General features: G+C 46.9%; 11 protein-coding genes and 1 pseudogene. 6 read left to right on the forward strand and 6 right to left on the reverse strand.

Annotated elements, in window-relative coordinates:
- Window positions 1-226 precede the first annotated feature (226 nt).
- The 6 genes and pseudogenes from AC5RDV_RS12170 to AC5RDV_RS12195 all read left to right on the forward strand — a co-directional run bounded on the left by AC5RDV_RS12170 (window position 227) and on the right by AC5RDV_RS12195 (window position 5,066).
- The gene (locus AC5RDV_RS12170; protein WP_008626782.1) at window positions 227-1,105 is read left to right on the forward strand and encodes a mechanosensitive ion channel family protein; all 879 of its coding nucleotides are present in this window, start codon (window positions 227-229) and stop codon (window positions 1,103-1,105) included.
- A gap of 15 nt (window positions 1,106-1,120) precedes the next feature.
- A complete protein-coding gene (locus AC5RDV_RS12175) occupies window positions 1,121-1,534 on the forward strand; it encodes a secondary thiamine-phosphate synthase enzyme YjbQ (protein ID WP_008617736.1) in 414 nt (137 codons plus the stop codon).
- Window positions 1,535-1,538: 4 nt separating this feature from the next.
- The gene (gene dnaG / locus AC5RDV_RS12180; protein ID WP_008626786.1) at window positions 1,539-3,671 is read left to right on the forward strand and encodes a DNA primase; all 2,133 of its coding nucleotides are present in this window, start codon (window positions 1,539-1,541) and stop codon (window positions 3,669-3,671) included.
- Window positions 3,672-3,743: 72 nt separating this feature from the next.
- Window positions 3,744-3,884: pseudogene (locus AC5RDV_RS12185) on the forward strand (adenylate kinase); the annotation flags it as partial.
- Between the two features lie 85 nt (window positions 3,885-3,969).
- Entirely contained in the window at window positions 3,970-4,575 is a 606-nt protein-coding gene (locus AC5RDV_RS12190) for a GNAT family N-acetyltransferase (protein WP_008626787.1), read from the forward strand.
- Window positions 4,576-4,610: 35 nt separating this feature from the next.
- Window positions 4,611-5,066 carry a TspO/MBR family protein gene (locus tag AC5RDV_RS12195; RefSeq protein ID WP_282748499.1) on the forward strand — a complete coding sequence of 152 codons (456 nt, stop codon included), beginning with the start codon at window positions 4,611-4,613 and terminating at the stop codon, window positions 5,064-5,066.
- Here AC5RDV_RS12195 and AC5RDV_RS12200 read toward each other — a convergent pair.
- The 6 genes from AC5RDV_RS12200 to AC5RDV_RS12225 form a co-directional block, all read right to left on the reverse strand.
- Window positions 5,063-6,784 carry a right-handed parallel beta-helix repeat-containing protein gene (locus AC5RDV_RS12200; RefSeq protein WP_282748498.1) on the reverse strand — a complete coding sequence of 574 codons (1,722 nt, stop codon included), beginning with the start codon at window positions 6,782-6,784 and terminating at the stop codon, window positions 5,063-5,065. The two genes, AC5RDV_RS12195 and AC5RDV_RS12200, sit on opposite strands and share 4 nt — an antisense overlap.
- Before the next feature lie 112 nt (window positions 6,785-6,896).
- Window positions 6,897-9,827 carry a two-component regulator propeller domain-containing protein gene (locus AC5RDV_RS12205; RefSeq protein WP_282748497.1) on the reverse strand — a complete coding sequence of 977 codons (2,931 nt, stop codon included), beginning with the start codon at window positions 9,825-9,827 and terminating at the stop codon, window positions 6,897-6,899.
- 111 nt (window positions 9,828-9,938) lie between these two features.
- A complete protein-coding gene (locus AC5RDV_RS12210) occupies window positions 9,939-12,368 on the reverse strand; it encodes a glycoside hydrolase family 95 protein (RefSeq protein WP_282748496.1) in 2,430 nt (809 codons plus the stop codon).
- A 142-nt stretch (window positions 12,369-12,510) separates the two neighbouring features.
- Entirely contained in the window at window positions 12,511-12,831 is a 321-nt protein-coding gene (locus AC5RDV_RS12215) for a heavy metal-binding domain-containing protein (RefSeq protein WP_008626793.1), read from the reverse strand.
- Window positions 12,832-12,848: 17 nt separating this feature from the next.
- Entirely contained in the window at window positions 12,849-13,289 is a 441-nt protein-coding gene (locus AC5RDV_RS12220) for a DoxX family protein (RefSeq protein ID WP_008626794.1), read from the reverse strand.
- 152 nt (window positions 13,290-13,441) lie between these two features.
- Entirely contained in the window at window positions 13,442-13,903 is a 462-nt protein-coding gene (locus AC5RDV_RS12225) for an Lrp/AsnC family transcriptional regulator (protein WP_040602783.1), read from the reverse strand.
- Window positions 13,904-14,055 lie beyond the last annotated feature (152 nt).

Consider the following 14,055-nt stretch of genomic DNA (forward strand, 5'->3'; position numbering starts at 1 on the left):
CACACAAGGCCTTGCTTCCCGAAAGCGAGTGCAAAGGTACAACCTTTTAACGTAACTGCCAAACGTTTTACCAATAAAAATCGAAAAAAATATCCACTGACGAATTTTACACCTTATTTAATATAATAAGAACAAAAAACATTCTCATAATTTTTTTATTTCCTATCGAATATAGTACCTTTGCAGTCGACAATCAATATGTTATTATACAATAAATCCACAAACTATGATACAAATCTTACAAGCAACAAAAGATACCACCAATGTAACCAAAGAAGTCGTTTCAGCTATTGCATCCGGGCATACAGAACTCATTATCGAGAAATTGATAGATATGTGTATTTCCGCCGGAAAAAACATTTTGATTGCCATTATCGTCTACATCGTAGGACGTTTTCTTATCTCACTTATCCAACGCGTGATGAGCAATATGCTATCACGCCGGAAAGTGGAAATCAGTATCCAAACATTCCTCAAAAGTTTAGTTAGTATATTACTCAATGTCTTATTGATTGTTTCTGTTGTAGGAGCATTAGGAATCAATACGACCTCATTCGCCGCATTGTTGGCATCTGCCGGTGTAGCTATCGGCATGGCACTCTCTGGCAATTTGCAAAATTTTGCCGGAGGTCTTATCATTCTTTTCTTCAAACCTTATAAAGTAGGAGACTGGATTGAAGCACAAAGCGTTTCGGGAAGTGTTACAGCCATACAAATCATGCATACTTTGGTCACTACGGCCGATAACAAAGTTGTCTACATTCCTAATGGAGCCATGAGTAGCGGCGTTATTACAAATTATAGCCGTTTGGACACAAGACGCGTCGAATGGATTGTGGGAGTTGATTACGGAGAAGACATCGACAAGGTGAAAAGTGTAGTAAACGAACTCATTCAAAAAGATAACCGTATCTTAAAAGAACCAGCCCCCGTCATTGCCTTACACGCACTCGACTCCAGTAGTGTTAATGTAACGATAAGAGTATGGGTAGCAAACGGTGACTATTGGAATGTATATTTCGAAATGAACAAAAACATTTACGACGAATTCAACAAACAGGGTATTGATTTCCCATTCCCGCAAATGACTATCCATCAGGCTTAATACATAAGAACAGGAATGATTCAACAAGTAGAAATCATATTACGTGAACGACCGCGAGGTTTTCACCTCGTCACACGGGAGATTTCGGAACAGCTTCCGTCCTTGCCTCAAACCGGTTTATTGAACCTATTTATCAAACACACGAGTTGTGCGCTCTCCATCAACGAGAACGCCGACCCTGACGTGCGTACTGACATGACTAAAATATACGACCGTCTCATCAAAGAAAACGAGCCTTATTACGACCATGTCCTCGAAGGTGCGGACGACATGCCGGCCCATGCCAAATGTAGCCTGACAGGCGTCAGCCTCAATATCCCCATATCCAAAGGTAAATTGAATTTGGGTACATGGCAAGGAATCTACCTTTGTGAGTTCCGCGACTACGGTGGAAGGCGCAAACTCACGGCCACCATCATAGGAGAATGAACGAATGATAGACAGAGCTACGGTAGACCGGATTATGGATGCGGCCCAGATTGTGGATGTCGTATCGGATTTTGTGACTTTACGGAAAGCGGGGGTCAACTACAAAGGCTTATGTCCTTTCCACGACGACCGTACCCCTTCGTTCGTGGTATCCCCATCCAAAGGTCTCTGCAAATGTTTCGCATGTGGAAAAGGCGGCAATGCCGTGCACTTCATCATGGAGCACGAACAACTGTCCTATCCCGATGCCCTACGTTATTTGGCCCGTAAATATAATATAGAAATCAAAGAACGGGAACTGACAGAAGAGGAAAAGCAGGCTCAAGATGAGCGAGAAAGCATGTTCGTCGTCAACGAATGGGCATGCCAGTTTTTTCAAGACCAACTCTACAATACAGTAGACGGACGAGCCATTGGAATGGCCTATTTCCGTTCACGAGGTTTCCGGGACGATATCATAAAAAAGTTTCAGTTAGGATACAGTCCTTCGCAAAGAGACGCCTGTGCCCGTGAAGCCAAGGCCAAAGGTTACAAAGAAGAGTTCCTGCTTTCTACTGGTTTATGTTACAAACGTGACAACGGACAATTACAAGACCGCTTTTTCGGGCGCGTCATTTTTCCAGTACATACGTTAAGCGGAAAAGTAGTAGCTTTCGGAGGACGTGTATTAGACGCAGCCACCAAAGGAGTCAATGTCAAATACCAAAACTCTCCGGAATCTGCCATTTATTCCAAGAAAAAAGAGTTGTATGGATTGTTTTTGGCCAAACAATCTATCGTCAAACAAGACCTTTGCTTTTTAGTGGAAGGCTACACCGATGTCATTTCCATGCATCAGATGGGAGTGGAAAATGTAGTTTCTTCTTCTGGAACGGCACTCACCACCGAACAAATCCGTATGATTCATCGTTTTACGGAAAACATCACCGTACTTTACGACGGAGATGCCGCCGGTATCAAAGCTTCCGAACGAGGCATCGACATGCTATTGGCCGAGGGAATGAACGTCAAATTACTACTTCTTCCGGACGGAGACGACCCGGACAGTTTTGCCCGTAAGCACAACGCCACCGAATATCAAGCTTATCTGAACGAACATCAGGTAGATTTCATTAAATATAAAACCGATTTATTACTGCATGAGGCACAAGGGGATCCTATCAAACTTTCCCGTCTCATCAGCAGTATCGTACATACCATTTCCGTCATTCCGGATGAAATCACGCGTTCCGTATACACCCGGGAAACAGCAACCATGCTGAACATGGAAGAACGAATGTTAGTAGCAGCCATTTCAAAAGAGATGGCCAAAGCCAAAGAGGAAAAGCAAAAACAGCGTGAAAATGAACGAAATCGTAAACACACACAGTTGCCATCCTCCGGACAAACACTCTCTTCCTTAGACCAAGACAGTCTTCCTCCCCCATCCCCATTCCCACCCTCTGAAGAGGGCATTCCCCCTATTCCGGATGACGGAACGCCGGCAGCCCCCCCTGTTCCCAATACTCCGCCTAGCAATAATCCGGCTATAACAGAGAATGCATCCACCCTCTCCTACATTCCCGGTAAGGGAGCCGAGGCCATGTTATTCTACAGGAAAGAACTGTTGTTGATACAAGTCCTCATTCGTTATGGAGAGAAAATTATATGTTACGCCGAAAACGAACAAGGAGAAGAAGTCCCGGTCAGTGTGGCCGAGTTCATCAACTATGCGTTGCAAGAAGACGGTTTGCTGTTCCACAACGCCCTTCATAAGCATATCCTGCAAGAAGCCATCGACCATATACACGAGGACGGCTTCTCGTCAGAACGCTATTTCCTGAACCATCCGGACAACCATATCAGTATGCTGGCTTTTGAGTTGAGTGGTGACAAATATCAACTGAGCAAATATCATTCCAAACATCAGAAAATCGCCAACGATGAAGAGAGGTTGACCGAATTGGTTCCCCACCTGATTTCCGACTTCAAATTGGCCATTGTAGACGAAGAACTGAAACAAATCCTCTTGAAATTGCGCCAACCCGATATTCTTTCACGCAAGGAAGAATATATGGAAATCATGAAGCATTACAAAGAGATGAAGGACATAGAACGAACCCTGGCCCGGGAACGGGGCGACCGGGTCATCACTTAATACAGACAGCTTATGGTCATCTTGATTACAGACGCAACCCACTGTGACAAAACTCTCCTGGCCTAAAGACTTTTGGAAAAGTACAAATATCCTTATTTATCCATTGACTTATTAAAAATGGGACTTATCAGAAGCGGTAGCACCTCCCTGTCTCCAAAAGAAGACTCAGAATTGGGCCATTACCTTTGGCCTATTCTCGGGAAAATAATCAAGAGGTTCTCGAAAAAGACCAACCGGTTTTGTCCCTCTTTATCCAATAAATCACTATTTTTGTAAAAACATCCAATTGACACGCCCGATGAATCATTTAGAAACAGCACGACTGATATTACGTCCTTTCACGGAACAAGACGCGGAAGCTCTGTTTGCCATACTTAGCGACAGAGACGTAAACACATTCCTGCCGATGTTTCCGCTTAAGAACCTGGAAGAAGCAAAAGCATACATCAAGGACAAGCATGCGGCAGTACATGCAGGAGAAACCCTGTTATACTACGCCATCTGCCGGAAAGAAGCTCCTGCTCCGATAGGTTATGTGCACGTAAGCGGAAATGACAGCCATGACTTAGGATACGGGCTGAAGAAAGAATTCTGGCACAAAGGGTTCTGTACTGAGGCATGCCAAGCCGTCATCGAGCAACTGAAACAAACCGGAATTCCTTATATTACGGCCACCCATGACGTAAACAATCCTCGAAGCGGCAAAGTCATGCAGGCCCTCGGCATGAAATACCAATACTCATACGAAGAATTGTGGCAACCCAAAAACTTCTTGGTAACCTTTCGGATGTACCAACTCAACTTCGACAAAGAAAAAGACAGGGTGTATAGAAAATACTGGGATAAATATCCCGTCCACTTCATAGAAAACCTGACTCCCGGTACAGAACTGCCTTCTATATAAAACTCTTCAAAAGATTCACATTCAAATTCATTCTTATGAAACATTTGACCCGATATTTATGGCCCATTGCCCTCTGCATGTCAGTAGGTTTTTCCGCCTCGCTATTTCAGCGGGAAGCCATCGCGGAATGGTATCCTTTCCTGAATAAACCCGTACTCACCCCTCCCAATGGAGCGTTCCCTATCGTATGGGGCATCCTTTACATCCTGATAGGAACCTCCTTGGGACGAATCTGGGGCAAAGGCCTGAAAGTATCCCAACGTGAATGGTGGATACAGTTAGCCCTGAACTTCTGTTGGAGTATCGCCTTCTTCTTTTTGCGGGAACCCTTATGGGGCATGGGCATCATTCTGATACTCGATGTGGTGGTACTGGACTATATCCTTATCACATTCAAAAAGGACAAGTTTGCGGCCGCCTGTTTCATCCCCTATATCCTGTGGCTGTTATGGGCAACTTACCTGAACGCCTACATTTATATCTTCAATTAACGCAGCAGCGAACGTCCGCAACGGTTTCCGCTTATCGTCACGTCCTTGCAATCCTCCGTACGGAAGAACGCATCCGGAGATACAGGACCGTCTCCCGCCACTGAGATATAATTATCCCGGATGATCAGGCCATCCGTAGCCCGGGCAGATACCGCCTCGCTCCCTTGGCGAATCACAAAACGATTAGCCTCTATACGGACATTGCGATGGACGGCACCTTCATAACGGTCATTTTCCGGCATCATGGCAATGACGGGGGAACCGCATTCCATAAACAAGTTGCGGCGTATCGTGACATCGCGTACAGGACCGGATTCATACCACCCCCGCGCATCGTCGGAAACCAGTACCCCGCTCATCGGGATACGATAGAATACGTTATCTTCTATCACGACCTTCCGGCGTGTCGTCACCAGAATCCCCCGGGTAGGAATACGGGAGAAATAATTATTTCGTATCTCCACTTCGGGTGTCCATGTCACATTCTCCACCGACACATTCTCCGCCGTCTTCACATTGTCGTTCACAGCCCGGTCCAACGTCAGCAGGATTTCATAATCGTCTATCCGTTCTACAGCCTTCACACATGCCGGTTGCAAGCAACGCAGGGAATGAGCATCCACGAACTCCACCTCATCCCCTTTATAAAAAGCCTCAAAACCGTATGACTGTCCGTGCATGAAACGCACCTTCACCTGCCTGTCCGAAACATATTCCATGACTTTCAGATGCGTGCCGTGTATATTGATCGGGTCGTCGTGCGCCCCTTCAAAATAAGAATCAAGAATGCGTATTTTCCCTTTGCACCCAGACATCTGGACAAAGTCCGCAAACCCGGCACAAGTACGTCCCGAGCCCCATTCCGGCGCACAATATAACTTCTCATAAGTCAGGTTCTCGGAATACTGCCCTACAATCCCGAAATTACCCAAGAAATGGAATTTGATATTTACGAGCTTCACGTCTTTGCTCTGATGTATAAAACCGCATGCTTCAGTCCGAAAGGAATGACGCATCTGGTAAACCTCTCCCGTTTTGAATCCGGGAGCACGGTCGTAATTAAAACGCACCACCCCCTCGTCCAGTTCGATGGCTTTCGTCACACCGGCCAATGGGGATTCGCACCGATTGGTCACGTTGGTTTGCGGATAGAACACCTGGGCAATGCCTCCGCCAAAACGCCATCCCTCACCTTTCCAATAAAACTTCCCATCCTCTATCTCGTAACTCGAACCGGCAGTAACCCTGGCAGTGATGGAATTTGCATCGGTTGAAACCACGGTCATTTCAGGTACTGACGGATCGGCAGCCACCAATGAGAAATTTTTCAAAGTGACATTCTCGCATCCGTCAATCACGAAAGGCGTCATTTCGCCGTGGGTTACGAAACGGGCACCTCCTCCATCCACTGTAATATTCTTCATGTCCTTGAGCCATATCCCTATATGTTTCGTCGGGTCAGGATTCTCTTCTGCCGAAGCCGTATTGGATATATAATATAGGTACGGAGAAGAAGAGGTACGATAAATATGGTAATCTCCTTGTTGCAACTGGATTAACACCGGACACCCCTTATATGTCGCCGCCGCCTCTATCGCCTGCCTCAATATGGGTGTCGCATCACCATCAGACGTAGCCACCTTCAAAATGACCGGAGAAGCGGCACTTAACGAAAATGAGACTAAAAACACGATAAAAGAAACGATTTGTTTTTTCATACACATGGATTAATTTAGAAAGATTAATGTCACAAAGTTAAAAAAACACCCACAGCACACTTTATCCGACATGATGCAAAAAATACCATATTTACGGCAAAGTCGTGTTTCGTCATCCCACACCGTCACCTTCACGACAGTGTTTTGCAAATTCTTTCGGACTCATGCCAAATTGTTTCTGAAAACTCTTGCTAAAATAAGAAGCCGAACTGAATCCGACCATATAACCAATATCGGAAACACGATATCCTCCTTCATTCATTAAATCCGCAGCTTTCTTAAGCCGGAGCACACGGACCAAATCCACCGGTGAACGTCCAAACACTTGTTTGGTCTTCCTTAACAAAGTAGACCTGCTCATATTCAGCAGTTCAGCCATAGCCTCCACATTGAAAGTCTCGTCCATCAAGTTGCCTTCTATCGTGCGAATGACCCGATTTGCCCACTCACGTTCTTTTTCATTGATTCCCACAAGCGGTAAGACCTCCCAAGTGGTATTCTCCGGCTCATCCCTTTCATTATGCAATTGCAAAGGGGGGTGCATACCGGTTGCCACCCAAGTAAAAAAGTCCGTTTTGGCTTCATACAACTCTTTTTGTTTTTCCATTTCCAGATAATGTTGGCGTATCCTCAACCTACGCTCCTGGCGTCTCCTGTAAACCTTAGCGGAGAACCACACCAAAGCCAATATCACAACCACATACACCCCATATGCCCAACTGGTACGCCACCACGGCGGTAAAACCGTAACCGAAAGTTCACGCAATACCTCGACGCCACTATGCCCGTCTACTGCTTTCACCTGCAAACGGTACTGTCCCACAGGCAATGTGGCATACACGACTCGATTATTTTCTGCCTGCACCCATTCGCCATCCAATGGTTCCAACCGATAGAAATAGCGGGTTGTAAACGCAGCCGGATAGCTCAACAAGGCAACCGTTAACCCTATGTTCGCATTATAACAAGGTAGTTCTATCTCATTTGCAAACCCAATGGAACGAGACAAAGGAGATCCTTCCACACCGGGACGAACCTCTTCATTATTGACGGTAAGGCTAGTGAAATACAATGGAGGAACTTTACTTTCCTTACGCACCCCCTTGGGTTCAAAAGCCACCATGCCATCCACTGTCCCAAAGTACAAGCGTCCGTCAGCCCCTTCCACCACAGCCTGATAGTTAAACTGGTTCGCAGGCAAACCGTTCACCGTCGTAAAGTTCCTCCACGTACGGTCGCCGTCCCAACTTACCAACCCACGATTGGTTCCTAACCACAACACTCCATCCCGGTCTTCAAGTATGCCATACACCACATCGTCCGGTAATCCCTCCTTCATCGAAAAAGTCGTAAAGTCATCCGTATCGGCGTTGTATTTACATAGCCCACCACGTTCCGTAGCGACCCACAAATCACCCGACCGGGATTGCATTACGGAAGTCACATTGTTGGACACCAAAGCATTACTTTCCTGTGAGCCATGCCCATATCGGCGGAATTTTCCGGTCTCACCGTCACGCACCCACAGGCCATCGCCCATCGTTCCTATCCATAAATCCCCATCACGGGCTTCCAACAAACAGAAAACCCATGACCGGCCCACCTCGTCCACTCTCCGGAAGTCCAGAGTTCCCGGCTCTGCCTTATATAGCCCACGGTCGGTTCCCAACCATCTGACTCCCCTACGGTCAGTAAGGAATGCATACACATCTCCCGTTCCCACACGCAAACTCTTGGAAGAATGCCGCGTAATGTCTCCCGTCAAAGGATCGATCACCCACAATCCATCTTGAAAAACGCCACAATATACTTTCTGTTCCGAATAAGACATAAAAAGGACTGATGGCCTTCTTTCCGCACCGGTCACCATCCTCGTCATTCCCCCGTCCTCCAAATCCAACCGGTATATACCCGCATTTTCTGTTCCAATCCATATCCGCCCCAAGCCATCCACCGCCATTCCCCTTACCTTTACACGCTCGGGAAAGTGCCGGACATTCCCGGTCATGTATTTGGAAAAATGCACATCCGGGCATGGCATATAGTCAACCCCTCCATACATCGTGCCCACCCATAATCCGGAATCTTCATCTGCATAAAACGCACAAACCACATTGTCCGACAGGCTTTGTACGTTCTCTCCGTTGTGAGTCAGGCACACAGAACTCCCCGTCTGCCCGTCCACTACGAATATGCCTTTGTACGTCCCGACCCAAAGCTTGCCACCGACAACACAAAGGCAACGGATATAAGTATCCTGTAACCCGGGACATTCCATTTCCTTTGGCACAAGGTCTCCCGGAACATACTTAAACAAACGCCCCTCATGCGTCCCTAACACCACGCTCCCATCATATTCGCACATCATCACCATCTTCTTCCCGTCCCAAAAACCGCCATCCTCCCCCATAGCAAGGCGCACAAAACGATTAGAAGATTTATCATAACGGAACAGTCCTGCTCCCCACGTGGAAAGCCACACCTCACCATTACGGCGTACCAACAAATGGCTTACCGGACATTCCTGCATCTGCTTTCCCTCAACCACCTTATATAATTGCAGCTTACCCCGCACATACCGGAACACCCCTTGTTCCGGCACGACAATCCATACGCTACCATCCTCGTCTTCTACTATATTCAGAACCCAACTGTTTATCCGTATGCCTTCTTTTGTCTTTGCTTCCAAATACACAAAACGGTCTGATTCCGGATCATAACAAAACACCCCGTTCCCCGTTCCGACCCATAATGCCCCATTCCTTCCGGCACACAGTGCCGAAATGTCCCGTCCTTCCTTTTGCGCTTTCCTATCCTCACAAACCTTCCGCACCATAGTCTTCCCGTCAAAACGATCCAACCCGTTTTTCGTCCCCAACCAAATGAAGCCATAGCGGTCTTGTACGATGGCCTTCACGTTATTTTGCGACAAGCCGTTCTCGCATGTGATATGCGAAAAACAATAGTCATCGGGGTTTTGAAAAAAAGCAAATGCCATCATACACGGGCATACCCACAACAGCGCAAACAATATATTCCTCATGAAAAGACAGTTTTTCCGAATCCCCAAAGTTAAGGTTTAAACATCAAATAACCTATAAAATCAAATAAAAAAGCTTCAGCCATAAAAATGACCGAAGCTTTACGATTACATTTACCTCATATTCAGTACATCTCCCTTCTTCAAACATACCGTCCAACATCCGTCGGCATCGACCGGCGCATCTGTTTTACGTCCGTTCAGCGTCAGGCGGTAAGATTTACCTTCTGGAATTTTGATTTTCAGGGTCTGATCCGCCGTTGCTTTCAATGCCACCGTTTGGAGCACTTCATTCTGCCATTCTGCATCAAGCTCTGCCCCTCCGCGAATACACAAACCTCGGAACGAACCGTTCTTCCACTGGTGCGGCAAGCAGGGCAAAATCTCCAAATAACCTTCTTGCTGCTGTACCAACATTTCCGCAATACCGGCAGCGCCTCCCGGATTTCCGTCAAACGCATAAATATCGTTCTCAGCCCCGGCAATTCCACCCGGCGACACCGTCATCAAATTGTCACGGGAAAGTTTTCCCTCCAATATCTTTACGCTCTCATAAGCCTTGTCTGCATCGCGCAAACGGGCATAAAAACAAATCATATTCGCCCAGCTCCACTCCGTGTCTTCCCAACCTTCGGCAGACAAACGCAGTTCCATCGTCTTTCGTGTCGCCTCTGCCAAATCCGGATTCTTGCCGGCTGTATATTGCGCAAAAGGATAAAAGCCTAACAGATGGGAAGTATGGCGATGGTTAGGGTTCGCAATTTCGTAATCTTCGGCCCATTCCTGTATGCCTCCGTCCCGTCCAATCTTATAAGGTGGAAGTTTGGCCATCACGGCACGTAAAGAATCGGCAAAAGCACGGTCCACGCCTAATATTTCCGATGAGCGGATACAATCCGAAAAGATTTCATAGACCAAAGTGCGGTCGCACGTGGGCATCATGGAAACCGCACAGTACTGTCCTTTATAATTAAACCCATTCTCGGGCGACACACTCGGGCCTGTCACCCAATACCCCGTATTAGGATCTTCCGTCATGAAATCGAGCAGGAATTCCGCATTCCCTTTCAACAAAGGATAAGCTTCCCTTGCAAGGAAATCCCTGTCTTGCGTATATTCGTACTGCGTCCACAGATGTGTGGCAATCCACGACGAAGCGGTAGGAAAAAGCCCCCACAGGATACAATTGGAAGGCGCTGTATATCCCCATACATTGGCAGTAGTGTGCACTGTCCACCCCTTGCAACCGTAAACGATCTCGGCCGTCTTCCGCCCATAACGAGCCAAATCGGCAATATAATCGAATAGCGGCCGATTACATTCCGCCAAGTTCCCCACATTGGACACCCAATAATTCTGCTGGGTATTCATATCCAAATGATAATCATTGGTCCAAGGCATCGTGCAGGCCTTATTGTCATTGAAGAATCCCTGCAAGGCGATGGGAAGGGGTGAATCCTCGCGCGAAGAGGCGATGGTCAGGTAACGCCCGTATTGGAAAAACAGCGCGTCCAAGGCCGGGTCGTCTTTTCCGGCCAAGGCATTTTTACGGCGGACATCAGTGGGCAACTTGGAAGCGTCTTCCCCTTCAAATTGCAGTTCCACCCTGCTGAACAATCGCGAATAATCAACTACATGATTGCGCTTCAACTCCTTATAGGATTTAGCGGCAGCGCGCTCAATACCTTCCTTGCATAAGGTTTCGTAGTCCGGGCTTTTATAGTCCGTACGCACATCCACCAACAACGTCACGGCGTCGGCATTCCTGACTTCAATCCGGCATCCATTGGCTTCCACCGTACCTTTTTCGGCCAACACCCGAATCCTACCTTCAAAATGCACTCCGCCCTTTCCGTGCATCGGGAAAAGGGCCTGCCCGTCAAACCGTAACAAACCGTATTCCGCCTTAACTTCCGCTTCACGCATCAAGTCGAGCGAAACCCCAAAAGTCAGGCTGCCTTTTTTATCTGCCGTAAGACGCACCACTAGCAATTTATCTGGATTGGAAGCAAAATATTCACGGGCATAATGCACACCGCCCACTTCGTAATCCACCCGGCAAACGGCATCCGTCAAGTCCAACGAACGACGGTAACCCTCCACTTCACCACGGGGGTAAGTGAAATCCAACCTCAAATCCCCGATGGGCAAATGCGTACCAAAAGAATGGGGTGTACCCACCAGATTGTCCCATGCGATATGGTTTCCCTCTATTATCTTTCCGGCAAAGAACAGCTTCCTCAACCCGTCCAACATTTCGTGCCCGAAGTACTTGTGCTGTTCCGGATCTTCCTCGCCAGACCACATCGTGGACTCATTCAAAGCCAAACGCTCCGTATGCGTGCCCCCATAAACCATGGCTCCCAAACGGCCATTGCCCAAAGGCAAAGCTTCCATCCATTGCGTAGCCGGACGGTCGTACCACAAAGACAGTCCATCACTTTTCCGGCCATCACCAACGGCCCATGAGGCCGAAGGCAAAAACAGCAATCCCCATAAAGCCACAAACCACACATGGGCTCCTAAAAAATACATTTTTCTCATAACGCAAATTCCTTATGTTATTGTTGATTATTGCACAAAGGTAACAATCCACGCTTATGGAAATCTGCGCTATTTCGTCACATACATGTATTTTCACTTCAATAGTACCTTGGTTTGCAAACTATTACGCAATATTACCATTTCATTCCATGCTCACCGCCGTACCGCTGCATGTCACCATCAGCATGCTGCCGCTTGCCCCCACCGTTTCATAATCCAAGTCGATTCCAATGACCGCGTTGGCACCCAACCGGGCCGCTTCCTCCCCCATCTCCCGCAAAGCCGTGTCTTTGGCCTTGCGCAAGACCTCTTCATACGAACCCGAACGCCCGCCGAAGAAATCCCGCAATCCGGCAAAAAGGTCGCGCACCGCGTTCGCGCCGATGATAGCCTCACCTGTCACCACACCGTGATACTTCGTAATATGCTTGCCCTCCACAAGGGCTGTAGTCGTCATCAACATAATATAGTGTATTTAAATTACCGCCTTCTTTTTCCACCTTTCGTCATCCAATGATCCACCGAATATTTACCCGGTCCGGCCATATACATCAGAATGAACACAACCAGATAGACAAAAGCCAATTCACCTCCCGTCATGCTTCCGCCATGGGCAAAGAAAAAAGCCACAGCCATCGTTACGATCATCGGAATCATACTCAAACGATACAAGAAACCGAACACGAAAGCTACTGAACAAAACAGTTCACCGAAAATGGCCAGCATCAGGGAATAACGGCTCCCGATTCCGAACGGGTCGGGGAAAGAAGCAGACATGGCGGCAAACCCTGTCAGTTTGGCATAACCATGGGTCATCAGTAAAGAGCCGAATAGCAGACGCATGGACAACAGGAAAAGGGAAAAGTTCGTTTGGTTCGCTTTACGCGGAAACAATAAAGTATTATATTTCATATTCATCATCATTTAATAGTAAAAAATACAAGATAAAGCTGCTGTAGATACAAAAAAACCTTGTCTGAAGCCAAATATACAAATAAGATTCGTCTTCCTGACCCTTTTTACATTTAATAACGACCTTACAACCGTTTTATCTGTATTTTTATCTGCCCAGGTCAGACCTGGATGCCATACACCTGCTTGACCTCATCCATCACGAAGGTGGACTCCATGGAACCGAGGCTTTCGATTGTCCCCAACACATTGAGAAGAAACTCCTGATAATACTTCATATCTGGCGCATGAATTTTGAGCAGGTAATCGTAACTGCCGGAGATGTTATAACACTCCGTCACTTCCGGTATTTCCCGGATAATGCCCGTGAACTCTTCCGCGATTTCTTTGTTCAACCGGCGCAACTTCACCCGGCAAAATACTAAAAAACCACGATTGAGCTTTTCGGCATCCAACACTGCGATATACTTCTTAATGTATCCTTGCGCCTCCAGTCTCTTCAAGCGTTCAAAAACAGGGGTCGTAGAAAGATGCACGCGTGCGGCCAGTTCTTTTGTCGTCAAACGGGCATTATCTTGCAAAGTACGCAGGATTTGCAAGTCGATATGATCTAAACTTTCCATAGAAAAAACGTCTATAAACAGAGCTGTAGCCCCCTTAAACAAGGCTGTATATTCTGTTTTTGAATACAAAAATAGATATTTTTTCCGTATTTCTTTCACTTCTTGTTTGATTATTCCAAAAACCATAACTTTGCCATCATCGAAACAAGAAA

Source organism: Paraprevotella sp., assembly GCF_986071375.1.

Bases quoted from the DNA above. Each gene is read 5' to 3' on its own strand.
- AC5RDV_RS12170 (WP_008626782.1), top strand. From the start codon at position 227: ATGATACAAATCTTACAAGCAACAAAAGATACCACCAATGTAACCAAA.
- AC5RDV_RS12210 (WP_282748496.1), bottom strand. From the start codon at position 12,368: ATGAGAAAAATGTATTTTTTAGGAGCCCATGTGTGGTTTGTGGCTTTA.
- AC5RDV_RS12215 (WP_008626793.1), bottom strand. From the start codon at position 12,831: ATGTTGATGACGACTACAGCCCTTGTGGAGGGCAAGCATATTACGAAG.
- AC5RDV_RS12200 (WP_282748498.1), bottom strand. From the start codon at position 6,784: ATGAAAAAACAAATCGTTTCTTTTATCGTGTTTTTAGTCTCATTTTCG.
- AC5RDV_RS12195 (WP_282748499.1), top strand. From the start codon at position 4,611: ATGAAACATTTGACCCGATATTTATGGCCCATTGCCCTCTGCATGTCA.
- AC5RDV_RS12225 (WP_040602783.1), bottom strand. From the start codon at position 13,903: ATGGAAAGTTTAGATCATATCGACTTGCAAATCCTGCGTACTTTGCAA.
- AC5RDV_RS12205 (WP_282748497.1), bottom strand. From the start codon at position 9,827: ATGAGGAATATATTGTTTGCGCTGTTGTGGGTATGCCCGTGTATGATG.
- AC5RDV_RS12220 (WP_008626794.1), bottom strand. From the start codon at position 13,289: ATGATGAATATGAAATATAATACTTTATTGTTTCCGCGTAAAGCGAAC.
- AC5RDV_RS12190 (WP_008626787.1), top strand. From the start codon at position 3,970: ATGAATCATTTAGAAACAGCACGACTGATATTACGTCCTTTCACGGAA.
- AC5RDV_RS12175 (WP_008617736.1), top strand. From the start codon at position 1,121: ATGATTCAACAAGTAGAAATCATATTACGTGAACGACCGCGAGGTTTT.
- dnaG (WP_008626786.1), top strand. From the start codon at position 1,539: ATGATAGACAGAGCTACGGTAGACCGGATTATGGATGCGGCCCAGATT.